The sequence below is a fragment of the Mesorhizobium sp. M8A.F.Ca.ET.161.01.1.1 genome, from assembly GCF_004792105.1.
Taxonomy (GTDB): Bacteria; Pseudomonadota; Alphaproteobacteria; order Rhizobiales; family Rhizobiaceae; genus Mesorhizobium.
This window is the reverse complement of record NZ_SRTD01000001.1, coordinates 246,571-270,354: the sequence shown is the minus strand read 5'-3', so window position 1 is coordinate 270,354 and position 23,784 is coordinate 246,571. Positions and strand designations below refer to the sequence as shown.

Genomic DNA, 23,784 nt, shown 5'->3' with positions numbered 1-23,784 from the left:
ATTGCCGAGCTATAGGCTTACGTCGCGGTTTTCGCTTCCTGCCAGAGCGCTTCCATTTCCTCCAGGGTCGCTTCCTCCAGCGTGCCGCCGGATTTCTCCACGGCCTGCTCGACGTAGTGGAAGCGTGAGCGGAATTTCTCGTTGGTGCCGGCAAGCGCCGCTTCCGAGTCGAGCTTCAAGTGACGGCCGAGATTGACGACGGCAAACAGCGTGTCGCCGAACTCGTCCTTGATGTCAGCCGTTTCGCCCTTGGCCAGAGCCTCGCGCAACTCCCCGATCTCTTCCTCGATCTTGTCCAGGATGGGAACGGCCTCGCTCCAGTCGAAGCCGACACGGGCAGCCTTTTCCTGAAGTTTCAGCGCTCGCGTCAAGGCGGGCAGGGCGACTGGAACACTGTCCAGGAAGCCTTTGCCATTATCCTCGGGGTCGAGGCCACGCGCGAGGCGGGCTTGCCGCTTCTCGGCCTTCTCCTGCGCCTTGATCTTCTCCCACATGCCCTTGGCCATGCCGGCGCTGCGAGCCTTCTCGTCGCCAAAGACATGCGGATGGCGGCGGATCATCTTGGTGGTGATGGCCTGGACCACGTCGCCAAACGCGAACTCTCCGGCCTCCTGCGCCATCTGCGCGTGGTAGACGACCTGCAGCAGGAGGTCGCCGAGTTCGTCGCGCAGGTCGTCGAGATCGCCGCGCGCGATGGCGTCCGCCACCTCATAGGCCTCCTCGATCGTATAAGGGGCTATGGTCGAGAAATCCTGCTCGATGTCCCACGGACAGCCGGTCTTCGGCGCGCGCAACGCCGCCATGATCTCGATCAGGCGTGAAATATCTTTCGATGGTGTCATGCGGCGGATGCTATCGCGCCGACCGCCGCGCGGCCAACGCTGTCAGCCGGCGAGGGGACTTTGTCCACAGCTGCACCGTACCCGTTTCATCAGTCCAGCACGGAAACGATCGCCTTGGCGAGGTCATCCATGCCGTCCTCGGGCAGGCCGGCCACGTTGATGCGGCTGTCACCGACCATGTAGACGGCGTGCTCGGCGCGCAGCCGTTCGACCTGCGCTTCCGTGAGGCCAAGCCGGGAGAACATGCCGCGATGGCTGGCAACGAAGTCGAAGCGATCGGAATTGGATTGCCGGCGCAACGCCTCGGCGAACGCGACCCGAAGCCGCAGCATACGCAGGCGCATCTCTTCGAGCTCGGCTTCCCAGTCGGCACGCAGCGCGGCGTCTTCCAGCACGATGCGCACCGCGGCCGCGCCATGGTCCGGCGGCATCGAATACATGGCGCGCGCCGCCGACAGCATCTGGCTCATCGCCACGTCGGCCTGCGCGCCGTCCCTGGCCAGCACCATCGCCGCCCCGACACGGTCGCGGTAGACGGCGAAATTCTTCGAACAGCTCGACGCCACGACCATTTCCGGCACCTTCGCGGCCAACAGTCGCAAACCGAGTGCGTCCGCCTCGAGGCCGTCGCCAAAGCCCTGATAGGCGATGTCGACAAATGGCAGCAGGCCGCGCTCGACGACCAGATCCGTGACGGCCTCCCACTGAGCCGCGTCGAGATTGGCGCCGGTCGGGTTATGGCAGCAGCCATGCAGCAGCACCACGTCGCCGTTGTTGGCGCCCCGTAGCGCGGCCAGCATATCGTCGAAACGAACCGCGCCCGAGGCCGCATCGAAATAGGGATATTCGCGGATCTGCAGGCCGGCGGCACGCATCACCGGCATATGGTTCGGCCAGGTCGGGTCGGAGACCCAGACCGTCGCGTCCGACCGTGTGCGCTTGAGCAGTTCCGCCACCAGCCGCAGCGCGCCGGAGCCGCCAGGCGCCTGTGCTGCCCGGATACGCGACAGGTCGGCACCCGGACCGAAGGCGAGCTTGGCCATCACCGTGTTGAAAGTGGTATCGCCCGCAAGGCCGAGATAGGTCTTGGTATCCTGTCCCTGCAGCAACCGCTTCTCGGCCTCGCGCACGGCGCGCATGACCGGCGTCTTGCCGTCGCGATCCTTGTAGACGCCGACGCCGAGGTCGACCTTGCCAGGGCGTGGATCGGCGCGATAGAGGCCGATCAGCGCAAGAATCTTGTCGGCGGGAGCTGGCTGCAGGTCTTCGAACATCATTATGGTTCCGTTGGCGCGGCGGAGTGATACGCAAATTGGCTACGTTTCACCAGCGGTTTCGGTGCGCCGGCATGAAAGGCGGCACTGTTGGTACAGCTTCCACCCACTTCAGAGAAAGCATGCTCCATGCTCGTCCGTCTGACTATGATCTGCGCCGGCGCCACGGCGGCGACCCGGAAAGGATCGTTTCCTTCGGATGAACCGCTGGAGCCACGATCGCTGACATTGGCAAACGCGATGCGCGGGACGCTGCGTCGCGCCGACCGTGTGTGGACAGCGCCGGCGCTTCGCGCCCGTCAGACCGCGCAGGCGCTATCGCTGGATGCATCTGTCGATCCGACGCTGGCGGACCAGAACTACGGACGATGGGCAGGCAAGAGCCTTGACGAGGTGGAGGCGCGACAGCCCGACGAGATCGGCGCCTGGCGCACGGATCCGAATGCGGCCCCGCATGGTGGCGAATCGCTGGCCGAGGTTGCCCAAAGGGCGGCTGGATTGATGGATCGATTGATCGCCGAACGTGGCCACACGATCGCAGTAACGCATGCCAGCGTCATCCGCGCCGCGATCCTGCATGTTCTCGGCGCGCCGCTTGCCGCCAGTTGGAAGATCGACGTCGAGCCGCTGAGCATCACGGATTTTCGCAGCGATGGCCACAGGTGGATGCTCCGCGCCTGCGGCGTAACGCTTCCCAAACCGGCAAAACACTTTGGACCAGAGGGCGCCTACGACAACTGAGCGAGGTGAGGGCAGCCGCCGACATATCCTCCAGCGAAGAAAAAATGGCGCCAGCGGGATTAAAGTCCCCACATGCTCCGTAAACAGGGCATGAAACCGTCGATGCCACGCTTTGACATCATAGGACAGCTCGGGTCGCTGCGGCGCTATGCGCGCTCGCTGACGCGCGACGGCGTCGAGGCCGAGGATCTCGTGCATGACGCGCTGGTGCGCGCCTATGAGCGGCGCGGCACCTTCCGCTCGGGAGGAAACCTGCGGGCATGGCTGCTGTCGATCGTCCACAACACCTTCATCGACCGCGTGCGTTCGCGCCGTTCGGAAGCGGCGCGGCTGGAACAGGCCGGATATCTGGCCGACGGCAGCACGCCGGCGCCGCAGGAACATTCCGTGCGCCTGGCGCAGGTGCGCGAAGCCTTTTTCAGCCTGCCGGAAGAGCAGCGCTCGGCGTTGCATCTGGTCGCCATCGAGGGCCTCTCCTACCAGCAGGCGGCAAATGCCAGCGGCGTGCCGCTGGGCACGCTGATGTCGCGTATCGGCAGGGCGCGCGCGGCTTTGCGCCAAATGGAAGAGGCGCCCGCCCGTGGCAAAAATCATCTCAGGATCGTGGGAGGCGAATCATGACCGCTCTTGTCGACCCGGTTACGGACGCCGATCTCGACGCCTATGTCGACGACCAGCTCGACGTCACCCGCCGCATCGAGGTCGAGGCTTTCCTGGCCGCGCGTCCGGCGGCGGCCGCGCGCGTGATGTCCGATCTGCGCACCCGCGACGAACTGCGCGTGGCGTTGGCTGGCTCCGGTGGCATGGCGCGGCCAGCAACGGCCGATGCCGCACGGCGGCTGGAGAGGGGACTTGGCCGGGGCCGTATCTTCGGCGTGCTGCAACGCGCGGCGGCGGTTGCTGCTTTCGTTGCCGCCGGCTGGCTGGCCAACGGCATCATCGGGCCGATATCGGTGACAAAGGTCGTCGCTTCGCCGCAGCCGCCCGCCTATGTCGACGAGGCGGTACAGGCACATAGGACGACGCTGCTGCGCGAGAACATGCCCTCGCAGACCGAGGCGCCCAATTACAATGCCGGCGAGATCCGCGCCGCCACCGCCATTGTCATGCCATCCCTGCCGACGGACTGGAAAGTCCGCGACGTGCAGATCTATCCGTCGCGCTTCGGCCCGAGTGTCGAGATTGCTGTTGAAACGAAGGAGATGGGCCTGGTGTCGCTGTTCGCAATCCGGCCGGGCACTTTCGATGTGGTCAAACCGACGGTCGCGCCCTCCGGCGATATCTCCTCGGCTTACTTCCAGATCGGCGATGTCGCCTACGCGGTTGTCGCGAAGAGCGAGGTTCATGATCTCGACCGCGCCGCCGAAACGCTCGCCAGAACGCTTTACTGACCGATCCACAAAGGAGACCTGAAAATGAATACGCCCAATCTTGGATACCGCGTGGGCACAGGCGCCCGGACCGGAGCCGTCTACGACGAGGGCCTGCGCCAGCACATGCTGCGCGTCTACAATTACATGGGCCTCGGCCTGGTGGTTACGGGCCTTGTCGCCTTGCTGGTGTCGTCGACGCCCGCTCTCTACGTGCCGATCTTTTCCAGCCCGCTGAAATGGGTGGTGATGCTGGCGCCGCTCGCTTTCGTGCTGCTGTTCTCGTTCAAGATGCAGACCATGTCGGCGGCAAGCGCGCAGGCAATGTTCTGGGCCTTCTGTGCCGTCATGGGCCTGTCGCTGGCCTCGGTGTTCCTGGTCTTCACCGGAACCAGTGTCGCGCGCACCTTCTTCATCGCCGCCACCATGTTCGGCGCCACCAGCCTCTACGGCTACACGACCAGGCGCGACCTGACGCAGTTCTCGTCCTTCCTGATCATGGGCTTGATCGGTGTGGTGATCGCCAGCATCGTCAACATTTTCCTCGGCTCGACCGCGCTGCAGTTCGCCATCTCGGTGATCGGCATCGCCGTGTTCATCGGCCTGACCGCCTGGGATACGCAGACGATCAAGGAGCAGTATGCGGAGAATTTCGATGCGGAGTCGCGGCAGAAGCTCGCCGTCTTCGGTGCGTTCTCGCTCTATCTGAATTTCATCAACATCTTCCAGCTGCTGCTGAATTTCACCGGCGAGCGGGAATAGTCCGAACCGTAGCAGGCAACATCTGGCATTCTGCCGTGGCCGGAGGGAAACCTCCGGCCACTTTTTCATTCGAGACGACGCTTGGCCCGCGGCGCCGTCGATGTTCATAAATGCAAATGGGTCGGCGGCCTTGAGTTCGAGCCCGGCCATTTGCTAGCCTGCTGGCCACACCAGACAAACCGCGAGGACATATGGGACAGGACAGCCTGACGCTCGACGGTGACGGCATATCGGCAACCATCGTCGCGGATGGCGCGGAACTGGTTTCGCTGCGGGATGCACGAGGATTTGAGTTCCTGTGGCAGGCCGGACCGGCCTGGCGGCGCCATTCGCCGGTGCTGTTTCCGATCGTCGGCCGGCTGAAGGGCGATCAGCTGCGCCATCGCGGCCAAACCTATCCGATGACGCAGCACGGCTTCGCGCGCGATAAGCCTTTTGTGTGGGCGGAGAGGGGCCCGCGGTCCTGCACGCTGGTGCTCACCGATGACGCGGAAACCCGAACGCACTACCCGTTCGCATTTCGCCTGGCCGTGACCTATACGCTGGGCGAGGGGCAACTCGACATAGGATTAGAGGTCACCAACACTGGCGACGACCCGTTGCCGGCCTCGATCGGGGCGCATCCGGCGTTCAACTGGCCGCTTCTGCCCGATGTAGCCAAGGATGCCCATCGCCTGACGTTCGCCGAAGCAGAGCGCGCTCCGATCCGCCGGCTGAAGGATGGCCTGCTCACCGCGACGCCGCAGCCAACGCCTGTCAAAGGCAATATCCTCGAGGTGTCCGAACGGCTGTTTGATGGGGACGCCGTGATCCTGGACCAGCCGGCCAGCAGCAGCGTTCGCTACAGCGCCGATCGCGGTCCGGCGATCGAGGTCTCATGGCAGGGATTTCAAGAACTGGGCATTTGGTCCAAACCCGGCGGCGCACCGTTCCTGTGCATCGAGCCTTGGCACGGTATTGCCAGCCCGCTGGATTTCGATGGCGAGCTCACCGACAAGCCGGGCCTGATGCTGATCGCGCCGGGCGCGAAGCGTTCGCTGAGTTACCGGATCAGGCTGGAGCAGGGGCCTCGGTAAAGTTTCCTGCAAGCCGGGGACCGGAGCCGTATTCGACCTCAGGTCGGGTTTCAAACCTGCCGGACCACGGCGCCGATCACATTGACGAGAAGGCGCGCGGCGATGAGCGCCGACAGGCCGTCAATGTCGTTTGGCGGATAGAGCTCCACAAGATCGAATCCGGCGATCCTCGCCCGCTTGCCGAGGCCTGCGATGAGATCGATGATCTGCGTATAGGTGAGGCCGCCGGGCGTACGCGCGGCCACGCCAGGCATGATGCCTGGGTCGAGACTGTCGCAGTCGAAGGTGACGACGACCCGCGCGCCTTCCGGAATATGGCGCAGGGCGGCTTCGACACCCAGGGCGTGAACCTCGCGGGCGGTGACGAAACGGCTGCCATAGTGCCGCGCCGCTTCGATTTCCGCGAGGCGTGCGCTGCCGACGCTGCGCAATCCGACCTGCACCATGCCGGCGACATGCGCCATCTCGCTCGCCCGGCGCATCGGGCTGGAGTAGCCGTAGCGCTCGCCATGCACTTCGTCACGCCAGTCGATATGGGCGTCGATCTGCAGGATCCAGACAGGCCCGTGATCCGCGAAGCCGGCGAGGAAGGGACTGACCACGGAATCGTCGCCGCCGAGCAGGATGGGCACGGCCGGCGATGACAGGATCTCGCGCGTCTTCGCCTCGATCCGGGCACGGTTGCCGGCATTGTCATGCATGATGGTCAGGATGTCGCCGGCGTCGACGCAGCAGATCGGCCTGCCGTCGAACAGCGGGCCGCCGAGATCGAAATCCCAGTGCTCGACGAGCGCGGCATCACCCTGGCTCGCAAAGCGGATGGCCTCGGCGGCCAAGGCATGACCGCTGCTGTCTTTGCCGGGATAGGTGCTGCCGTGACCAGCTCCGAAGATTACCGCGCGGGGCGCCGTGCCATCGGCGAGGCGATCGGGCAAGCCTAGAAAGGAAGATCGAGTGGTCATTTCTGATCGCCTTCAGTCCCGCCGACGCATGATGAGTGGATTGGAGCAGGGTGGTTGCTTTGTATGCCGGATTCCATCGAGCGCATCCAGATCCATCGCATCCTGCTCGAAGCTGCGCTGATCCGATCCGGATATAGGAACACACATGGAGAGCATCGCGCGGCACCGCCGCGTCATCTACAGTGATATGTTGGGTGCGGGCGGTCCGCAAAACGGATGTATTGTCTCGATCGACGCGCCGGTATCGGCGGCGTGTTCGAAAATCCGCTGCGAGGCCGAAGACCTCAGGAGGTGAGCGGCATTAGTGGGCTTCACTGCCTGGAGCGGACGAGGGCCAGGAGGTCGGGTGAAGATCTATGTTCCGAGTGTAGTGGAGGGGCAGGAATGGGTTCTTCCCGAACAAACCGACCGACCAGCTACCAGTTGGCTCCTGATGTTCTGTGTATCGTCGCTTCATTGGCCCATTGGATGATACGTGTTCATCTTTCCTGCTTCTCAGGTCGAGACCTCGCCGATTGATCGGTGTCGTCCTTACGACGCCGTCGGGGCAATCAATGCATCCGGCCTGCCAGACCGACAGGATGCGCCAGGCGCACGCCTCGGCCTCCGCCGCCACTGCGCTCATGATCGCCAATCAGCTCGATCCCTGCTGCTCTGAGGGCGATTACGACGTTCTTCCGCATGTCAAACGCGCCAGGTAGATCGCTCTCGCCGGCCTCCATTCGTTGGATGGCTGACAGGGAAATGCCGGCACGCTCAGCTAGGCTTTTCTGGTCGATTCCAAGCAATGCCCGGGCTGCGCGAATCTGCGAAGCGCTAATCACATTTTGGTCTCCAGGCTACGCTGCTCCGCATTGAAACAGTCATCGACCAACGCGACGGCGTATGGAAAGACGGCAATGGTGATCAGTAAAGGGATCATCCCGGCTCGTCGTTTTTAAGCCGCGAAAACCAGAACGCGCTGATCAAAGCGCCTTTTATGCGTGGTAACAAAAGCAGTATCAGCGCTACAATAATAAGAGAGATCAATACCATTGTGACGGCGAAGTGTGACAGAAGAAGCCCTTGGAACAAGAAATACAAGGGGGCTGCAAAGACGCCCGCAATGAGGATGGTGAACCAAGGCGCCGCATCGTCAGATTCTATGTCACCAAAGTGTTCTCCACAAACTGCGCAACGCTCCACCTGCTTCAGGTAGGTGCGATACAATTTCCCCTGACCACAGTTAGGGCATCGGCCCACCAAGCCTCGTGAAAGGGCGACTGGCAGGGTCGGCCGTGCAAATCTGTCGCTTCCTTTGTCCATCAATGATAATGTATAATACATGACACTCAATGGTTAAAACACCTAGATATACACTGTCTGACATGATGCTGAACGGGTCCAGCGTTAGGTTGCGGGGCTGCTGCGCCATCAGATGGACACTGTCTGACCATGCGCGCCTTCCGACTGTCATTTCAGATGATCGGCCAACTCGTAAGGCCCACTAGGACGCCTGAGCGTTGCACTCAAGCCTGCCGCGGCTATTTCGCCGACAGTTCACGGCGGAGGGCATCGGTTCCGTGAGGAACACCGGAAGCTAGCTGCCCGTCGGGTGATGGTTCCTGCCCGCTTGGCTGACGCAGTCCAGCGCGCTCATCACTTCCTGATCTCGGCCTGCTCCCTTGCAATCTGCGGCAGCCCGTCGACCAGTTTGCCCTGCTTCTGCTTCACGCTGCGATCGTTCAAGGCTCCGTTTTCACATCGAAACCTGGTTAGTCGGGATGCCATTTTGTGGCGGAAGAGCCCTCCACATCGATAGTCAACTTCGAGCAACGCCAGCCTTTGAACTCACTCCCTCAAGCAAGGCGAGCAGGCCTTTCAGAATTTCGATGGGCGGCGGTGGGCAGCCTGGAATATGCAGGTCGACGGGCAGAGCCTCCGACACTCCGCGCATCACGGCATAGCCGCCGGCGAAACAGCCGCCGTTCTTGGCGCAATCTCCGAGCGCGACCACCCATTTGGGATTAGGAGTTGCGTCGTATGTCCGCTTCAATGCCTCGCGCATGTTTTTTGTGACCGGACCCGTGACGAGCAGCACATCGGCATGGCGCGGCGATGCGACGAACCGGATCCCAAAACGCTCGATGTCGTAGAAAGCGTTGTTGAGCGCATGCATCTCGAGTTCGCAACCGTTGCAGGAACCGGCGTCGACAGCCCGAATGGCCAGGCTTCTCCCCAGCCTTTTGCGAGCGGACCCGTTGAGGGCACGCGCCAATTCCTCGACTGCCGAGTCGCGTGCCACCGGTGGACGCTCGGTGAGAGGGGGGCGTATCAGGCTTTCGAAGAGAAGCTTGCGCATGACGACGTGCCTTCAGAGATCGTGGCCGGAATAGGAGCAGTTGAACGATTTGTTGCACAGCGGGAAGTCGGCGACGATGTTTCCCTCGATCGCAGCCTCAAGAAGCGGCCATTGAAACCACGACGGATCACGCAGGTGACAGCGCTCCACCAAGCCGCCCTTGCCGATGCGCAGCCAGGCCAGAATGTCGCCCCGGAAACCTTCGACAAGCGCCATGCCTTCATGCGGCCCGCCTGTCTGCGCAAAGTCGACACGGATCGGCCCATCTGGCAGTTGTGCCAGGATTTGCTCGATCAGGGATAAGCTCTGCTCAACCTCGTGAATGCGAATCCAGACACGGGCGTTCACATCGCCCTCCTGGAGGAGAGGCACATCGAAGGCGAGCTTGTCATAGGGTGGATAGGCGACATTGCGGCGGGCATCGAAGTCCCGGCCGGAGGCTCGGCCGACATACCCTCCGGCACGATATTGTCGAGCAAGCTCCACCTTCAGCCGGCCAGTTGCGACTGTCCGATCCTGGAGCGACGCCGTGTTGTCGTAGAGTTCGACCAGTGCGGGAAACCGCCGCCTGATCTCTACGATCAGAGACCCGATCGCTGTCGCCCCCTCATCGCTCAGGATGCTTGCCACCCCTCCCGGTACGATCCGGTCGCGCATCAAACGATGGCCGAAGGCATTATCGCTAGCCCGCAACACGCGCTCACGCAGCACTCCGCAGTGGGCATGCATGAGGGCGAAGGCGGCGTCATTGCAGATGGCGCCGATGTCGCCCAGATGGTTGGCCAGACGCTCCAGCTCGGCCATCAGCGCTCGCAGCCAGATCGCTCGTGAGGGAACCTCGACACCCAGCGCCGCTTCGACCGCGCGGGCAAAAGCCAGTGAATACGCCACGGTGCTGTCGCCAGAGGTTCTGCCCGCCAGTTTGGCTGCACGGTCGATATCGGACCCCGCCATCAAGCCTTCTATGCCCTTGTGCGTGTATCCGAGGCGCTCCTCCAGCCGGACGACCGTTTCGCCGCTCGCTGTAAATCGAAAATGCCCTGGCTCGATGATGCCGGCATGCACGGGCCCGACCGGGATCTGATGCAGGCTTTCCCCCTCGGCTGACAGGAAAGGGTACGGGCACGCCGTTGCAGCAGACGTCCGGACGCGGGTATTCAATGGATAGTTGACACCCCAATGGCCATGATCGAGCCACGGTCGCGTATCAGGCGCGCCTTGTGGCAAGAGGCCGAACAGGTCAGCGGCCGCACGTTCGAGACGCAATGCCGGCGGATGCAGCCGCCCGACCGACGGGTAGCGGCCGTCCGGGCATTTCAGGCTGACAACGCCGATGTCCCCGGCGTTGTCATCAAGAAGCGCCATGTGGACGACGCTTGGCTCACCCCAAAGACCGAGCAAGCTCCAGTGACCCACGACCAGCTTTTCAATAGCAAAGCCCCATATTTGGGGGGTCACCACGGCGCGTGGCCAAGGGAAATGTTTTTTTACACGTCGGCCATCAAGTATGAGATCGATCAGCTCGGGCATGGCTCTTTTCTCATCCCAGGATACTTGCGACATGCTGGAACCATGTGACCAGCGATGGCGGCAGGTAGATGCCGGCGGCAAACACCAGCGCCAAGTGGGAATACATCGGAATGTAGGAAGCCTCGGAGGGTGCGGTGCTGCCGCGCGGTTCGCCGAAAGCGACGCCAGTCAGTCGAAGCAGCAGGGCTCCGAAAGCGAGCAGAATCCCGAACACCAACGGCATCGCCAGGAGGGGGTGTCTGGCAAATGTCGAACTCACGACCAGGAATTCGCTCATGAAGATGCCGAGCGGAGGAAGGCCGGCAATGGCAACAACCCCGATGACGAGCGCCCAGCCAAGCCCCGGATGCGTCTCTGTCAGCCCCCGGATCTCAGCTATGTTCTGTGTTCCCTTGACCTGGGCAATGTGGCCTACCGTAAAAAAGATCGCCGACTTGGTCAGGCTGTGCATGACCATGTGCAGCAGACCGGCAAAATTGGCGAGCGGGCCACCCATGCCGAAAGCGAACACGATGATGCCCATGTGCTCGATCGAAGAGTACGCGAACAGACGTTTGATGTCGCGGCGGCGGTAGAGCATGAAGGCCGCGAAAACAAGCGACGTCAGCCCCATCGTGATCATCAATGGCCCAGGCGCGATCGCTTCGGGGCTAGCCGCAAGCAGCAGCTTGAAGCGCAGCACGGCATAGAGCGCGACGTTCAACAGCAGGCCTGACAGCACCGCGGAAATCGGCGTCGGGCCTTCCGCGTGCGCATCGGGCAGCCAGGCATGCAAGGGCGCAAGGCCAACCTTCGTGCCGTAGCCGAGCAGCAGGAAAACGAAGGCGACATTCAGCAAGGCCGGGTCGAAGCGCGCCGCATGCTCGATGAGCACCGTCCAGACCATGGCATTCGTGCCCTCGCCGACAACCGGCTGCGCGGCCATATAGACGAGGATGGTACCGAACAACGCAAGCGCGATGCCGACGCTTCCCAGAATGAAATATTTCCAGGCGGCTTCCAGCGCTTCGTGCGTGCGGTAGATCCCGACCATGAGCACGGTGGTCAGTGTGGCAAGCTCCACCGCCACCCACATCAGGCCGATATTGTTCGACACGAACGCCAGGTTCATGCCGAACATCATGATCTGGTACATCGCGTGATAAAATCGCAAGTTTGGTACGGTCAGCCGCCCTGTCTCGAGCTCGTGCGCAATGTAGGAGGCGCTGAAGACGCTCGTCGTGAAACCGACGAATGCGTTGAGCACGATGAAGACGATATTGAGATCGTCGACGAGCAGGTATTGGCCCGGCAGCGGCCGATCCGTGACGAAGAGCGACACCGCGGCGAGCAAGGTCAGCAAGCTCGCGCCGACATTGAGGCCCGCCGATATCCGGTAGTTCGGCAGCGACGCCAGAAGTGCGGCCGCGCTGGCCGGTATCAGCAAAACGGCAGCCACCGCATCGAGGGATAACGCGGTCAACGGTGTTCTCCCCTGTAATCGTCGAGCGCGCCGACATCCACCGAGTCGAACCGTTCGCGTATACGGAACAGGAAAACCCCGATGACGATGAAGGCGATCAGGATCGAGAAGGCGACACTTATCTCGACGACCAGCGGCATGCCCTTTGCCCCCGTGGCGGCAAGGACCAGACCGTTCTCGAGCGACATGAATCCGACAACCTGGCTCACGGCATTCCGGCGGGTGACCATCACCAGAAGGCCCAGCAGTATGATGGACAGCGCGAAGGCCAGGTCCTCGCGGGCGAGGGGGTCAGCTTCGGGCGTGACGCGTAGCATCAACACCATGGACAGGGCCACCAGGCCTATTCCCGCAAGCATCGTCGGACCGATCCCGACGGCTGTCTCGATGTCGCGATGGATACCGAGCCGCTGGATGATGCGATGAAGCCCGACGGGAATGACGATCGCCTTGAAAACGAGAGCGATCGCCGCGGTGACGTAGAGATGATGGGCGTCCTGAATGTATGCCTGCCAGGCTACCGACAGCGCAAGCACGACGGCATGCAGCGCAAAGACGTTGATCAGCGCGAAAAGGCGATCCTGATAGAGCATCATGAAGCTGACCAGCACCAGGCCGCCGGCGAGCAAATGAGCGATGTCGAAGGTGAGACCGTTCATCACAGAGTCCGCGAGACGAACAGCAGGAGCGTGCCGAGCAGCGCCAGCATGAGTGCGGCGCCCAAAAAATCCGGGACGCGGAAGACGCGCATCTTGGCGATGGCAGTCTCAAACACGGCGAGCAGAATGCCGCAGACTGCAAGCTTGCCGATATAGGCAACGACACCTGGAGCAAGGGATTCCGGTCCTGCCTCGGCGGTCGCCTGTCCCCAAGGTAGGAAGACGCAGCAAATCAGCGACATATAGAGCAGGAGCTTGAGGAAGGCCGCGAACTCGATCATCGCCAGATGGCGACCTGAATATTCCAGCACCATCGCCTCGTGAACCATGGTGAGTTCCAGATGGGTCGATGGGTTGTCCACTGGTATGCGGGCGTTTTCGGCGACCGCCACCATCACCAGGGCGATGAGGGACATCCCGAGCGATACCCGCAGCCCAACTTGCGGCGAGCCCATGAAGGCGGCGACCGTGGACAGCTGCGTCGCTCCGGCAACAAGCGCCAGGCTGAACACGATCAGAAGCATTGCGGGCTCGGCCAGGGAAGCGATCATGACCTCGCGGCTCGAACCTATGCCGCCAAAGCTGGTGCCGACGTCCATCCCCGCCAGCGCCAGGAAGAACCGAGCGCTCCCAAGCAGTGCAACGATGGCTATGAGATCCGCAGTCCAACTGAAGGTGAGCCCGGTAGCGAATGTCGGGATGAGCGCAGCCGCGACCCAGGTCGTGGCGAAGATCAGATAGGGCGTCACGCGAAACAGCCAGGAGGCGTTATCCGCCAGGACGACCTCCTTGCGCATGAGCCGTAGGAGGTCGCGATAGGGCTGGACGAGAGAGGGACCCTGGCGCCGCAGAAGTCTCGCCTTCACCTTGCGCACGAAGCCAGTCAGGAGTGGCGCCAGTAAAAGCACCAGGATCATCTGTGCGCCCTGAACGGCCAACTCAAGGATCAGGGCCATAGTGCGAGCACCAGGAGCAAGACAACGAGAAAGAGAAAGACGAGGGTCAGGTAGCGCCTGATCGTCAGGAACTGGAGATGGTTTAGGTGGTCGGTCGCAAAGTCGAGGGCCTTGCCGATGGGCAGATACAGCGTCTCCCAGATCACATCATGCATTTCGACATCCAGGCGAGCCGGACCGGTTTGGCCGGGGGGCGGCATTTCGACGGTTTCCCTCGCACGGAAAGCGAACGTGCCGAAGACGCGGCGGATAGGCTGTGCGAAGCTGACGGCCGTGTATTGCGAGCTTGGGGTCACATCCGCGAAGCCACAACCCCAGGCAGGACCCCGACGGATTGCATGCGACGCGAAACGGTGGATGGCATATGCTGCTGCGGATGCTGAAAACGCGATGAACAGAAACACCAGCAATCCGTTGTAGGAACTGCGGCTTGTCGCAATCGGCACGATCGACAGCCAGGGCTGCGCCATTTGCACGGGCATCCGGCTGCCAATCAGCGGGAGAGTCACCGATGATAGGCCGTCTATTACAAGACCTGGAACGATGCCGGCAAGCAGACACAGGGCCGCGAGGCTGAACATTGCAGTCAGCGAGTAGCGGTCGACCTCGTGCGCCGGTTCCACCGCGGCCGAGCGCGGCCTGCCGAGGAATGTGATCCCGAACGCCTTCACGAAGCAGGCCGCGGCCAGCGCCGCCGAGAGTGCCAGCAGACCACCGACGGCGGGCACCATGACCTTCAGTCCCCATTGTGGCAGGTCGGGGCTCTGCAATATGGCCTGGAAGGCTAGCCATTCGGAGACGAACCCGTTGAAGGGTGGAAGAGCCGAGATCGCGACGCAGCCGACGAGAAAGGCAAAACTTGTAAGGGGCATGCGATGGATGAGGCCGCCCAGCTTCTCCATGTCACGCTCACCGGTTGCCGTCAGCACGGCGCCCGCGCCAAAAAACAGCAGGCTCTTGAAGAAGGAATGGTTGAGGACGTGGAACAGCGCGGCGGTGAGCGCCAGCGCCGCGGCCGATGGCATGGCATTCGCCCTGAATGCTAGCGCAAGGCCAAGGCTCACGAAGATGACGCCGACATTTTCAATGGTGCTATAGGCAAGCAGCCGCTTCAGGTCCTTTTCCATCAGCGCGTAGAGGATGCCGAGAACCGCCGTCAGGCCGCCGAGGAAAAGCACAACAACGCCTGACCACCATGCCGGCTCGCCGAGGAGGTCGAAAATAACGCGTATGAAGCCATAGACGGCGACCTTGGTCATGACGCCGCTCATCAGAGCCGAGACGTGGCTCGGCGCGGCCGGGTGAGCGAGTGGCAGCCAAACGTGCAGCGGTACGAGGCCTGCCTTGGAGCCTGCGCCCAGCAGCATAAGAGCCAGGACGAAAGCGGTGGCGAGCGGGGTGGGGGAGGCGGCACGCATCGCGTCGAACGTGTAGTTCCCGCCAGGGCCTGACAGGAGACCGAACGCAAGCAGCAGTGCGAGCGTTCCGAAACTCGCCATCACGAGATAGATGTAGCCCGCCCGCGCATTGTCCTGTTCGCGATGGTGCGCCATGACGAGCGCCCAGGAGGCGAGCGACATGAATTCCCAGGACAGCAGAAAGGTGAAGGCGTCGTCTGCCATCACGACAAGGTTCATTGCGGCAAGGAAGGCCGGGAAGAACGGCAGCACGCGATGCGGCGCGGACTCGTGCCTGCCGTAGCCGAGGCCGTAAAGACTGGCCATGGCGCCGCCGAAATTGACGACGGCAAGGAAGAAAGTCGAGAGCGCATCCAAGCGGAAATGAGCGCCAATCCATGGCAACCCAAGAGGCAGCGCGGCAGTCGACGGGGTGACGGGATCATTGGCGATGCGGCTCGCGAGAACCAGGAGCACGGCCGCCGATATGCCCAGCGTCAAGCCGTAGATCAGGCGTGTTCCCGAGCCAGATCTACGGCTTTCCGAAACCGCAAGCACCGCGGTCCCCAAGAGCGCAGCAACGCCCCACAGGAGGACCGCGGCGCTCGAAATCACGCCACGCTCCTCACGGGGAGTTTGGCGTCCGTATCGATCCCGCCCAGAATTTTGGCGGGATCAAAATCTGCTTTCAGTCGCACGCCGCGCCCACCGATTTGGCTGGAGGCGCCTTCAGCAATCAATTCCACGCCGGCAAGGTCAAGAGCCCCAATCAGCTTCATGAGGGAATCGACGTTGCCTCGGATAATCGACTCACTGGCTTCCATACGTTGGATTGTCGGCACCGAAAGGCCTGATAATTCGGCAAGCCTGCGCTGGTCGATGCCAAGGAGCGCCCTCGCGGCACGCAACTGTGGAGCAGTTATCACGGTCGCATCCCCTTTTCGATCAGCTTTGACGTATTATCTCTAAGCGCTGCAGCATATATTAAAATGCGGCGCATTCAAATAATGATGCGTGACGCATCTGTCTCGAAGTTGTAGAAAACTGGGAGATACGAGTTGGGAGGCGCTGAGCCTCGCCGATTGGTTGCCCTGCAACTGGAAGCGGAGCCTGCTGCGATGAGGGAGGAATCCCTGGGCTCCGCGTGAGTGCTGACAGAAAGAAAGTTCGTGAAACCGGCGGTACAGCGGACTTAGGAACTCAGCTGTGGTGACAAGGCATGATCCGGGTTGCGAAATATCATACCGATTTCGGCAACATCGAGGTTCTGCGGGCCAAGGACTCCGGTTCGTTCATTTATCGCCAAGGTGGCTGCTATCAAAGTGAGTGCGATCCGAATGGCGTCAGCGTCGTGCCCTACATCCACGCGATCTTTGGCCTCCTCGCGCAAGCGCAGGCGTCCGATGTCTTGATGATCGGTTGTGGCGGCGGCAGCCTGGGGACGATGCTGGATAGGGTTGGCGTGCGTGTCACGATCGTCGACATCAACCCGAAGGCTTTCCAGATCGCCCAGAAATATTTTGGACTACCCCATGGAGTTCGCTGTTGCATCTCCGACGGGCGGGATTTTCTGCGCGCCGGCCGTCATCGCTACGATGCGATTGTTCTGGACGCATATTCCGGGAGGCGCATTCCAGACCACTTGTGTGCCGAGACATTCTTCGGCTTGGCGCAGACGCGTCTCAGCTCGTCCGGTATTCTGATCGGGAACGTTCATGCTCGACACGACCTTGACATCATGCCGGATCGTGTTGCTGCCAAACTCAGTAATATATGGGAGAACGTGAGACTGCTCGACACGCGCGGTATTCCGGATCGCAACGCGCTCGTCATGGCGGGTAAGGTGCGGGACCTCGTCCAGCCAATATTGTTGATACCGCCAACGGTCGGAGCCGACGAGATCGCAAATGACCTCAGCCAATTGGTGTTCAGGCCTTGGCGCTAGCGCAACAGACAGCGTAATCCTTGGGGTGTGACCGGGCAGGTGCAAAAACTCCGCTGAGCTACTGCCAGAGTTGCTTCATGCGAACGGAGATATCTTCCAGGACTGGCATGGAGGCCAGCACGAGGAGAATGGCTGCGAGAAACAGCGTCGCTGCAAAGCCAATGTGCTTGAAACCCACAGCGCCGATGACACCGCCGACAAAGAACAATGCGACAAGCGATGCAAGCAGTCTCAGCTTTCTTCGATCTGCCTTCACGAACAGCTCGTCCGAGTCACTTCTTGAGATGTTCCAATAAAGCAGCTTGCCGAGTTCGATGCCCATGTCCGTCACCAGGCCAGTGATATGCGTCGTCCGGATTCTGGCTTCCGATAGCTTTGTAATGATGGCGTTCTGCAACCCCATGATGAAGCAAAGCAGCATCACCGTCATTGGTACAAAAAGCGCTTCATGACGCGCGAGATGGCCGCCGAGAAGGCCGAAACAGATCAGCAAGATCGCTTCCAGGACAAGCGGAAACGCATATTCGCTCTGCAGATGCTGCCGTCGCCCCCAATTGATCAGCATCGCTGAACAGGCCGCGCCAGAGACAAACGACAGCAAGGCTCCGAATCCGGAAAGCGCGAGCTCGACGTTGCCGAGTGCCAAGTGATCAGCCATCAACGAAACGATGCCTGACATATGGGACGTATACTGCTGGACCGCCAGAAATCCTCCAGCATTGGCCGCCCCCGCGACAAAGGTCAGGAAACGGGCGAGATGTCGATCGGTCCTGTCGCTCCGTTCCTTCCCGGCAAGCCGACGCAGATAGAGGATCATGGGCGAACCCTGCCTTTCCGTGTGGAAAAGCGGAACCACAAGTTGACGTGCAGGGAGAGGCTCATTGGGTGTTTCTGGAAGGAAAAGGAGACGAAAGACGGTGATTGCGCGGGCGCCGGAGGTCCACTTTGTATGGTCTAGTTCGGCTTGCCCAATAGCGTGTCCGGATGCCGGAACCTCACGCCACGACCACCATCGTCGCTGCGCATATGTTCGCTGAGAAGTTCAACGCCGGCGCGGTTCAGCGCGTTGATCACTTTCATCAAACTGTCGACAACGCCTCGCACATTCCCTTGGCTGGCCTCCATTCGTTGGATCGTTGGCAGCGAGACGCCTGCCATTTCCGCCAGGGTTTTCTGGTCGATGTTGAGAAGGGCGCGAGCGGCGCGAAGCTGGGAAGCCGTGATCATCGAGGAATCATCGTCTTGGTATGAGAAATGATATCCTCTATCGTATCATTGATGCATAAAACATCAATACAGGGCGAAAAAATAATGATTTGATCTTGGCAGGAAGAGCCTTGGCGACTATCCTGTGCCAATGACTCATCGTTACGAACCTTTTCAGGAGCCGACTGGCACCTGGGCCGTCAATGATGCTCGGACCGGGCGGCCCGCCGAGATGGGGAGTCGGACCATCGTTGGAATGAACCGACCCGATGCCGAGGAACTCGCCGATCTCCTCAACGGGCTGAATGCACAAAGGCAGGAAGTGAAACCATGAAGGTCAAAGACAGCAACGGCACACCTCTGAGTGACGGAGATTCCGTGACGCTCATCAAGGATCTCAAGGTCAAGGCGTGACCGCTGCTGTCTTTGCCGGGATAGGTGCTGCCGTGACCAGCACCGAAGATCACTGCGCGGGGCACCGTGCCATCGGCGAGGCGATCGGGCAAGCCTAGAAAGGAAGATCGAGTGGTCATTCTGATGGCCTTCAGTCCCGCCGACGCGTGATGAACGGATTGGGGCAGGTAGTTGCTTTGTATGCCGGATTCCATCGAGCGCATCCAGATCCATCGCATCCTGCGACCGGCGGAGGTGCGCTGATCCGACCCGGATACAGGAACAGAGCATCGCGCGGCACCGCCGCGTCATCTACAGTGATATGTTGGGTGCGGGCGGTCCGCAAAACGGATGTATAGTCTCGATCGACGCGTCGGTATCGGCGGCGTGCTCGAAAATCCGCTGCGAGGCCGCTGTGCGCAGCGTTAGGGGGGCTTCACTGCCTGGAAGCGTGCGAGGGTCGGGAGGTCGGGTGAAGATCTATGTTCCGAGTGTAGTGGAGGGGCAGGAATGGGTTCTTCCCGAACAAACCGACGACTACCGGCTATTCGCGACCCTCGGCGGCCGGAGCCAGAAGCGATGGCGTTCGCCCCGGATGAAATTCCTGCACGAGCAAGAAGACGGAACACCCCGGTTATATTCGGATTTTCCCTGGCTTGGCGAGCATGTGCTCATTCTGAGGGCCACGGCGTTGAAGTCGCTACGGCCGATTCTCGAACGGTATGGCGAATTCCTGTCGCTTCGTGGTGACGAGCCCATATGGCTCTTCAACGTCACCACTGTGGTCGATGCGCTGGACGAAGAGCGTTCAAGAATCGTCCGCTTTGACGATGGCGGCATCATGACGATCGAAAACCTCGTCCTTCGGGCGGAGGCTATCGGCGGGGCCGAGATATTCAAATTGCCGGAGCGTGCCGATGGCGTGCGAGTATCCGATATCTATCTGCAAGACACCATCGTGCGTCAGATCGGAGAACTCGGGCTCAAAGGCATCGCCTTTGAGTTGGTCTGGAATGACGAAACGGTCGGTCGCGACAGGATCGAATACCGCGGCGTGGAGCGTGCACCTGTCTCATCCGCGAATTCGCTCAGAAGTTTTTGGGCCGGTCTGCGTCGGAAGGCAGGTCTGTAAGGCAGGGCTGCGAGATGGATTCGAGACGCTTTCACGTTGCGACAAAAGTCGCATAAGATAGATTATGGAACTAGCGTACGGGGCGTAACCCCGGAATTGCTGCGGTTTCGGCCCTTGGCGGGCAACCATCGTGGACGGCACTCTAGCGGCACTTCACGACCTCGAACCCATCGCCCAACGTTCGAACGGCGACTGGAAAAGCCGACTGAGCAGCTTTCTCTATCGCTTTGACTCGTAAGGAATTTCGATCACCATGCCATCATAGGCCGGCACCACGTGGTCGGGAGTCTCGGTCATCACCGTGGCGTAATCTAGCGGCACATGCATGTGCGTCAGCACGGCATTTCTGGGCGCCAGCTTTTCGATCCAGGTAAGTGCCTGGCTAAGCGACAGATGGCTGGGATGGGTATGGTATTGCAGCGCGTCGATAATCAGCACATCGAGGCCGCGCAGCCGCTCGACGGTGGCATCGGGAAAATCGCTGATATCGGGACAGTAGGCGAGCCCGCCGATGCGGAAACCCAGCGAAATGATGTCGCCATGGATCTGGGGCAGCGGCTCGAAGGTGAGGGCACCCCCCTCTCCTTCGATCACAACCGGCCTGGCATGGTCGATGATGTGGGCGTCGACGATCGGCGGATAGGAACTGCCTGGCGGCGTCTCGAAGCAATAGCCGAACGCCTCGCGCAGCCGCAGCATGGTCGGCTCGTCGGCATGGATGGCGATGCGATGCCGTTGTTCCAGCACATAGCCGCGCAAATCGTCGATGCCGTGGATGTGGTCGGCGTGCGGATGCGTGTAGATCACGCCATCGATGCGCCTGACTGAAGCCATCAGCATCTGCTCGCGGAAATCCGGCCCGGTGTCGATGACGACCGTGGTGCGGCCGCCATCGGCGGCAATGCGCTCGACAAGCGCGGCCGTGCGCATGCGCCGGTTCCTGGGATTGGTGGGGTCGCAATTGCCCCAGTCGCCGGTGATGCGTGGCGTGCCTGGCGACGATCCACAGCCGAGAATGGTCAGGCGCAGCCGGTCGCTCATGCCTCGGGCGCCCGCTGGTCCGGGCGTGGCATTTTTCCAAACAGCCGAAAGAAGTTGTCGGTCGTCAACGCTGCGATTTCAGCCTCGCTGACGCCGATTGTTTCAGCCAGCACCTTGGCGGTCTGCGCGACATAGGCCGGCTCATTGCGCTTGCCGCGAAACGGTACCGGCGCCAGGTATGGCGCGTCCGTCTCGACCAGCAGCCGGTCATGCGGCACATCGGCGGCGATGGCGCGCAATTCGGCTGAATTCTTGAAAGTCAGAATGCCCGAGAACGACACATAGCCGCCTAACGACACGCCAAATTCGGCGAGCCGCCGTCCCGACGAAAAACAATGCAGGATGAACGGGAAGGCGCCCTTCCCCGTCTCGTCCTCGAGAATGGCGGCCATGTCGTCGTCGGCATCGCGCGAGTGGATGACGAGAGGCAGCCCGGTCTCGCGGGCTGCGGCGATATGAGCGCGAAAACCCTGCGCCTGCGCCTCGCGAGGTGCCTTGTCGTAGAAAAAATCGAGCCCCGCTTCACCGATCGCCACCACCTTCGGGTGAGCAGACAGGCGGACAAGGTCGGCCGTGGTGACGTCGAGCTCCTCGGCGGCATTGTGCGGATGGGTACCGACAGAGCAATAGACTTCGTCGAAAGTCTCCGCGATCTCAAGGATTTGCTGAAACCGCTTCACGCGCGTGGAGATCGTCACCATGCGGCCGACACCGGCCGCCTTGGCGCGGGCGACAATGGCCGCCCGCTCCTCGGCAAAGTCCGGAAAGTCCAGATGACAATGGCTGTCGACGAGCATCAGGCGTTCGCGTCCGTCTGTTCGACATAGCGCGGAAACACGCCCTCCGGCGCAGGCAGCTGCGTGCCGGACACAAGCGCATGGTCGGCGTGGACATGCACGAAATCGCGGCTGTCCGCCGGCACCGCCAGGAGGTCGAGCAGCTTGCCGGCCGAGCCCGGAATGAAGGGCTGGCATAGAACCGCCACGCGCCGGACCACTTCGGCCGTCGTCCACAGCACCGTTTCCATGCGCTCCGGATTGGTTTTCTTGAGCGCCCAGGGTTCCTGCCCGGCGAAATACCGGTCCGCTTCCGCAACCACGCCGAAGATCGCCGCCAGTGCCAGATGGATGCCTTGCTCAGCCATTGCCTTGCGCGCGGTGACGAGGGCGTCGATCGCCTGATCCAGGATCACCTTGTCGGCTTCCGCCATATCGCCGCGCTTCGGCACCACGCCGCCGCAATTCTTGGCGATCATCGACAGCGAGCGCTGCGCCAGATTGCCGAGACCATTGGCCAGATCCGCATTGGTGCGGTTGACGATCGCTTCATGGCTGTAGCTGCCGTCCTGCCCGAACGGCACTTCGCGCAGGAAGAAGTAGCGCACCTGGTCGAGGCCGTAATGGTCGACCATGGTGAACGGGTCGATGACGTTGCCGACCGATTTCGACATCTTCTCGCCGCGGTTGAACAGGAAGCCGTGGCCGAAGACACGCTTCGGCAGCGGAATGCCGGCCGACATCAAAAAGGCCGGCCAATAAACCGCGTGGAAGCGCACAATGTCCTTGCCGATGATGTGCGCATCAGCCGGCCAAAAACGCCAATTATCAGCCTTTTCATCGGGATAGCCGACGCCGGTGATGTAGTTGGTCAGCGCGTCGACCCACACATACATGACATGCTTTTCGTCGCCAGGTACCGGCACGCCCCAGTCGAATGTGGTGCGCGAGATCGACAGGTCCTTCAGTCCCGACTTGACGAAGCTCATCACCTCGTTGCGTCGCTCGGCCGGGCCAATGAAGTCGGGCTGGCCTTCGTAAAGCGCAATGAGCTTGTCCTGATAGGCCGACAGCCGGAAGAAGTAGCTCTCTTCCTCGACCCATTCGACCGGCGTTCCCTGCGGCCCGTAGCGGACATTGTCGGGACGGACCTCGGTCTCCTCCTCGCCGTAATAGGCTTCGTCGCGCACCGAGTACCAGCCGGCATAGCCGCCTTTGTAGACGTCGCCATTGGCGGCCATCGCCTTCCAGATCGCCTGCGAAGCCGCGTAATGCCGCTCCTCGGTGGTGCGGATGAAATCGTCGTTAGAGGCGTTGAGCGCGGTCGCCATGCGCTTGAACTCAGCCGAGTTGCGGTCGGCCAGTTCGCGCGCCGAAATGCCTTCGCGCTTGGCCGTCTGCAGCATCTTGATGCCGTGCTCGTCGGTGCCGGTGAGGAAGAAGACCTGCTTGCCGTCAAGCCGCTGGAAGCGGGCAAGCGCGTCCGTGGCGATCAACTCGTAGGCATGGCCGATATGCGGCTTGCCGTTAGGATAGGAAATCGCGGTCGTGATGTAGAATGTGTCGCGTGACATGAATGAACCGTCATGAATGTCTGAATGGGAGCCGTGGCGGTGGATATCGCATCGGAATGGCGATTGCCATCCCGAGACCAATGCATGCCGCCCAAAAGTCGCCCCGGTTTCGGGGGCAACGGCATGCACCAAAAAAGGCCGTCACATTCGCATTGCAGAATTCAGGCGGTCGGTCATGGTCAGGACGTGCTGCTTCTTGTCGAGATTGCGGGGTGTCGGTCTCAAATATAACGTCCAAGGCCTCATGCCAAGTCCAGACCGCCTGCCTGACCTGCGCATTCATCACCATGGTCCAGCGGCAAGCCGTTGCAAAGCCCGGCCACGTTCCCTTAGGGTCGTGACGGG

24 protein-coding genes and 3 pseudogenes are annotated in these 23,784 nt (G+C 61.5%); 9 read left to right on the top strand and 18 right to left on the bottom strand.

The features are described 5' to 3' along the window. Positions 1 to 17 precede the first annotated feature (17 nt). The gene (mazG, locus tag EN804_RS01405) at positions 18 to 842 is read right to left on the bottom strand and encodes a nucleoside triphosphate pyrophosphohydrolase (protein WP_127872376.1); all 825 of its coding nucleotides are present in this window, start codon (positions 840 to 842) and stop codon (positions 18 to 20) included. Positions 843 to 931: 89 nt separating this feature from the next. Next, positions 932 to 2,116, bottom strand: coding sequence for an amino acid aminotransferase (locus tag EN804_RS01400; RefSeq protein ID WP_127872561.1), 1,185 nt, complete (start codon positions 2,114 to 2,116; stop codon positions 932 to 934). 129 nt (positions 2,117 to 2,245) lie between these two features. On the opposite strand from EN804_RS01400, the gene EN804_RS01395 reads away from it, so the two are divergent. The 5 genes from EN804_RS01395 to EN804_RS01375 all read left to right on the top strand — a co-directional run bounded on the left by EN804_RS01395 (position 2,246) and on the right by EN804_RS01375 (position 6,065). Beyond that, positions 2,246 to 2,857, top strand: a complete 612-nt coding sequence (locus EN804_RS01395; protein WP_127281258.1) for a histidine phosphatase family protein — start codon at positions 2,246 to 2,248, stop codon at positions 2,855 to 2,857. Positions 2,858 to 2,959: 102 nt separating this feature from the next. Next, the gene (locus EN804_RS01390; RefSeq protein ID WP_246693339.1) at positions 2,960 to 3,478 is read left to right on the top strand and encodes a sigma-70 family RNA polymerase sigma factor; all 519 of its coding nucleotides are present in this window, start codon (positions 2,960 to 2,962) and stop codon (positions 3,476 to 3,478) included. Beyond that, complete coding sequence (locus EN804_RS01385; RefSeq protein WP_127872379.1) at positions 3,475 to 4,248, top strand: anti-sigma factor; 774 nt, start codon at positions 3,475 to 3,477, stop codon at positions 4,246 to 4,248. Before EN804_RS01390 ends, EN804_RS01385 begins: the two co-directional genes overlap by 4 nt. Positions 4,249 to 4,272: 24 nt before the next feature. After that, positions 4,273 to 4,989, top strand: a complete 717-nt coding sequence (locus EN804_RS01380) for a Bax inhibitor-1/YccA family protein (protein ID WP_135918539.1) — start codon at positions 4,273 to 4,275, stop codon at positions 4,987 to 4,989. A gap of 191 nt (positions 4,990 to 5,180) precedes the next feature. After that, a complete protein-coding gene (locus EN804_RS01375) occupies positions 5,181 to 6,065 on the top strand; it encodes an aldose 1-epimerase family protein (protein ID WP_135918538.1) in 885 nt (294 codons plus the stop codon). 50 nt (positions 6,066 to 6,115) lie between these two features. Here EN804_RS01375 and EN804_RS01370 read toward each other — a convergent pair whose 3' ends face one another. Then, positions 6,116 to 7,027: an agmatinase gene (locus EN804_RS01370; RefSeq protein WP_135917935.1), complete on the bottom strand. Its 912-nt coding sequence runs from the start codon at positions 7,025 to 7,027 to the stop codon at positions 6,116 to 6,118. Positions 7,028 to 7,172: 145 nt separating this feature from the next. On the opposite strand from EN804_RS01370, the gene EN804_RS37050 reads away from it, so the two are divergent. Then, complete coding sequence (locus EN804_RS37050) at positions 7,173 to 7,322, top strand: hypothetical protein (RefSeq protein ID WP_189522135.1); 150 nt, start codon at positions 7,173 to 7,175, stop codon at positions 7,320 to 7,322. A gap of 256 nt (positions 7,323 to 7,578) precedes the next feature. Here the strand turns inward: EN804_RS37050 and EN804_RS01365 are convergent, their stop codons facing one another. The 9 genes from EN804_RS01365 to EN804_RS01325 form a co-directional block, all read right to left on the bottom strand. Further along, positions 7,579 to 7,851: a helix-turn-helix transcriptional regulator gene (locus EN804_RS01365; protein ID WP_135917936.1), complete on the bottom strand. Its 273-nt coding sequence runs from the start codon at positions 7,849 to 7,851 to the stop codon at positions 7,579 to 7,581. Between the two features lie 94 nt (positions 7,852 to 7,945). Continuing rightward, complete coding sequence (locus EN804_RS01360) at positions 7,946 to 8,236, bottom strand: DUF983 domain-containing protein (RefSeq protein WP_189524218.1); 291 nt, start codon at positions 8,234 to 8,236, stop codon at positions 7,946 to 7,948. A gap of 592 nt (positions 8,237 to 8,828) precedes the next feature. Continuing rightward, positions 8,829 to 9,368 carry an NADH-quinone oxidoreductase subunit B family protein gene (locus EN804_RS01355; protein ID WP_135864840.1) on the bottom strand — a complete coding sequence of 180 codons (540 nt, stop codon included), beginning with the start codon at positions 9,366 to 9,368 and terminating at the stop codon, positions 8,829 to 8,831. Between the two features lie 12 nt (positions 9,369 to 9,380). Next, positions 9,381 to 10,898: an NADH-quinone oxidoreductase subunit C gene (locus EN804_RS01350; protein WP_135918536.1), complete on the bottom strand. Its 1,518-nt coding sequence runs from the start codon at positions 10,896 to 10,898 to the stop codon at positions 9,381 to 9,383. A 10-nt stretch (positions 10,899 to 10,908) separates the two neighbouring features. Then, entirely contained in the window at positions 10,909 to 12,360 is a 1,452-nt protein-coding gene (locus tag EN804_RS01345; RefSeq protein WP_135918535.1) for a hydrogenase 4 subunit F, read from the bottom strand. Continuing rightward, positions 12,357 to 13,019, bottom strand: coding sequence for a hydrogenase-4 component E (locus EN804_RS01340; RefSeq protein WP_127872386.1), 663 nt, complete (start codon positions 13,017 to 13,019; stop codon positions 12,357 to 12,359). Before EN804_RS01340 ends, EN804_RS01345 begins: the two co-directional genes overlap by 4 nt. Beyond that, positions 13,019 to 13,975 (bottom strand): NADH-quinone oxidoreductase subunit H, encoded by a 957-nt coding sequence (locus tag EN804_RS01335; RefSeq protein ID WP_135918534.1) that lies wholly within the window; start codon positions 13,973 to 13,975, stop codon positions 13,019 to 13,021. Before EN804_RS01335 ends, EN804_RS01340 begins: the two co-directional genes overlap by 1 nt. Next, positions 13,966 to 15,984 carry a hydrogenase 4 subunit B gene (hyfB, locus tag EN804_RS01330; RefSeq protein ID WP_135918761.1) on the bottom strand — a complete coding sequence of 673 codons (2,019 nt, stop codon included), beginning with the start codon at positions 15,982 to 15,984 and terminating at the stop codon, positions 13,966 to 13,968. The genes EN804_RS01335 and hyfB overlap by 10 nt, the downstream gene beginning before the upstream one ends. Continuing rightward, positions 15,984 to 16,298: a helix-turn-helix transcriptional regulator gene (locus EN804_RS01325; protein WP_127872387.1), complete on the bottom strand. Its 315-nt coding sequence runs from the start codon at positions 16,296 to 16,298 to the stop codon at positions 15,984 to 15,986. The genes hyfB and EN804_RS01325 overlap by 1 nt, the downstream gene beginning before the upstream one ends. A gap of 293 nt (positions 16,299 to 16,591) precedes the next feature. Here EN804_RS01325 and EN804_RS01320 point away from each other — a divergent pair, with 293 nt between their 5' ends. After that, positions 16,592 to 17,317 (top strand): fused MFS/spermidine synthase, encoded by a 726-nt coding sequence (locus EN804_RS01320; RefSeq protein WP_135918533.1) that lies wholly within the window; start codon positions 16,592 to 16,594, stop codon positions 17,315 to 17,317. Between the two features lie 76 nt (positions 17,318 to 17,393). On the opposite strand, the pseudogene EN804_RS01315 reads toward EN804_RS01320, so the two are convergent. Both EN804_RS01315 and EN804_RS01310 read right to left on the bottom strand, forming a co-directional pair. Beyond that, positions 17,394 to 18,134: pseudogene (locus EN804_RS01315) on the bottom strand (YoaK family protein); the annotation flags it as partial. A gap of 137 nt (positions 18,135 to 18,271) precedes the next feature. Then, on the bottom strand, positions 18,272 to 18,544 hold the full coding sequence (locus EN804_RS01310) for a helix-turn-helix transcriptional regulator (protein WP_127280787.1): 273 nt from the start codon (positions 18,542 to 18,544) through the stop codon (positions 18,272 to 18,274). Positions 18,545 to 18,853: 309 nt separating this feature from the next. On the opposite strand from EN804_RS01310, the pseudogene EN804_RS01305 reads away from it, so the two are divergent. Next, positions 18,854 to 18,931 (top strand): annotated as a pseudogene (locus EN804_RS01305) (PhnA domain-containing protein); the annotation flags it as partial. On the opposite strand, the pseudogene EN804_RS01300 reads toward EN804_RS01305, so the two are convergent. Next, positions 18,898 to 19,056 (bottom strand): annotated as a pseudogene (locus EN804_RS01300) (agmatinase); the annotation flags it as partial. The pseudogenes EN804_RS01305 and EN804_RS01300 overlap by 34 nt on opposite strands. Positions 19,057 to 19,388: 332 nt before the next feature. Between EN804_RS01300 and EN804_RS01295 the strand changes: the two are divergent. Beyond that, on the top strand, positions 19,389 to 20,048 hold the full coding sequence (locus EN804_RS01295; protein WP_127872390.1) for a DUF1629 domain-containing protein: 660 nt from the start codon (positions 19,389 to 19,391) through the stop codon (positions 20,046 to 20,048). Between the two features lie 219 nt (positions 20,049 to 20,267). On the opposite strand, the gene EN804_RS01290 is transcribed toward EN804_RS01295, so the two are convergent. Genes EN804_RS01290 through metG form a run of 3 tightly spaced genes read right to left on the bottom strand, consistent with a single transcriptional unit; the run spans position 20,268 to position 23,439 of the window. Beyond that, positions 20,268 to 21,089, bottom strand: coding sequence for an MBL fold metallo-hydrolase (locus EN804_RS01290; protein WP_135917944.1), 822 nt, complete (start codon positions 21,087 to 21,089; stop codon positions 20,268 to 20,270). Beyond that, the gene (locus tag EN804_RS01285; RefSeq protein WP_135918532.1) at positions 21,086 to 21,886 is read right to left on the bottom strand and encodes a TatD family hydrolase; all 801 of its coding nucleotides are present in this window, start codon (positions 21,884 to 21,886) and stop codon (positions 21,086 to 21,088) included. The genes EN804_RS01290 and EN804_RS01285 overlap by 4 nt, the downstream gene beginning before the upstream one ends. Further along, entirely contained in the window at positions 21,886 to 23,439 is a 1,554-nt protein-coding gene (gene metG, locus EN804_RS01280) for a methionine--tRNA ligase (protein ID WP_135918531.1), read from the bottom strand. The genes EN804_RS01285 and metG overlap by 1 nt, the downstream gene beginning before the upstream one ends. Positions 23,440 to 23,784: the final 345 nt, after the last annotated feature.

What these genes read in the sequence shown, in the direction of transcription:
- EN804_RS01320 (WP_135918533.1), top strand. Translation starts at nt 16,592, where the DNA reads ATGATCCGGGTTGCGAAATATCATACCGATTTCGGCAACATCGAGGTT.
- EN804_RS01370 (WP_135917935.1), bottom strand. Translation starts at nt 7,027, where the DNA reads ATGACCACTCGATCTTCCTTTCTAGGCTTGCCCGATCGCCTCGCCGAT.
- EN804_RS01340 (WP_127872386.1), bottom strand. Translation starts at nt 13,019, where the DNA reads ATGAACGGTCTCACCTTCGACATCGCTCATTTGCTCGCCGGCGGCCTG.
- EN804_RS01290 (WP_135917944.1), bottom strand. Translation starts at nt 21,089, where the DNA reads ATGAGCGACCGGCTGCGCCTGACCATTCTCGGCTGTGGATCGTCGCCA.
- EN804_RS01395 (WP_127281258.1), top strand. Translation starts at nt 2,246, where the DNA reads ATGCTCGTCCGTCTGACTATGATCTGCGCCGGCGCCACGGCGGCGACC.
- EN804_RS01355 (WP_135864840.1), bottom strand. Translation starts at nt 9,368, where the DNA reads ATGCGCAAGCTTCTCTTCGAAAGCCTGATACGCCCCCCTCTCACCGAG.
- EN804_RS01400 (WP_127872561.1), bottom strand. Translation starts at nt 2,116, where the DNA reads ATGTTCGAAGACCTGCAGCCAGCTCCCGCCGACAAGATTCTTGCGCTG.
- EN804_RS01285 (WP_135918532.1), bottom strand. Translation starts at nt 21,886, where the DNA reads ATGCTCGTCGACAGCCATTGTCATCTGGACTTTCCGGACTTTGCCGAG.
- EN804_RS01310 (WP_127280787.1), bottom strand. Translation starts at nt 18,544, where the DNA reads ATGATCACGGCTTCCCAGCTTCGCGCCGCTCGCGCCCTTCTCAACATC.
- mazG (WP_127872376.1), bottom strand. Translation starts at nt 842, where the DNA reads ATGACACCATCGAAAGATATTTCACGCCTGATCGAGATCATGGCGGCG.
- EN804_RS01375 (WP_135918538.1), top strand. Translation starts at nt 5,181, where the DNA reads ATGGGACAGGACAGCCTGACGCTCGACGGTGACGGCATATCGGCAACC.
- EN804_RS01385 (WP_127872379.1), top strand. Translation starts at nt 3,475, where the DNA reads ATGACCGCTCTTGTCGACCCGGTTACGGACGCCGATCTCGACGCCTAT.
- EN804_RS01390 (WP_246693339.1), top strand. Translation starts at nt 2,960, where the DNA reads ATGCCACGCTTTGACATCATAGGACAGCTCGGGTCGCTGCGGCGCTAT.
- EN804_RS01335 (WP_135918534.1), bottom strand. Translation starts at nt 13,975, where the DNA reads ATGGCCCTGATCCTTGAGTTGGCCGTTCAGGGCGCACAGATGATCCTG.
- EN804_RS01350 (WP_135918536.1), bottom strand. Translation starts at nt 10,898, where the DNA reads ATGCCCGAGCTGATCGATCTCATACTTGATGGCCGACGTGTAAAAAAA.
- metG (WP_135918531.1), bottom strand. Translation starts at nt 23,439, where the DNA reads ATGTCACGCGACACATTCTACATCACGACCGCGATTTCCTATCCTAAC.
- EN804_RS01380 (WP_135918539.1), top strand. Translation starts at nt 4,273, where the DNA reads ATGAATACGCCCAATCTTGGATACCGCGTGGGCACAGGCGCCCGGACC.
- EN804_RS37050 (WP_189522135.1), top strand. Translation starts at nt 7,173, where the DNA reads ATGGAGAGCATCGCGCGGCACCGCCGCGTCATCTACAGTGATATGTTG.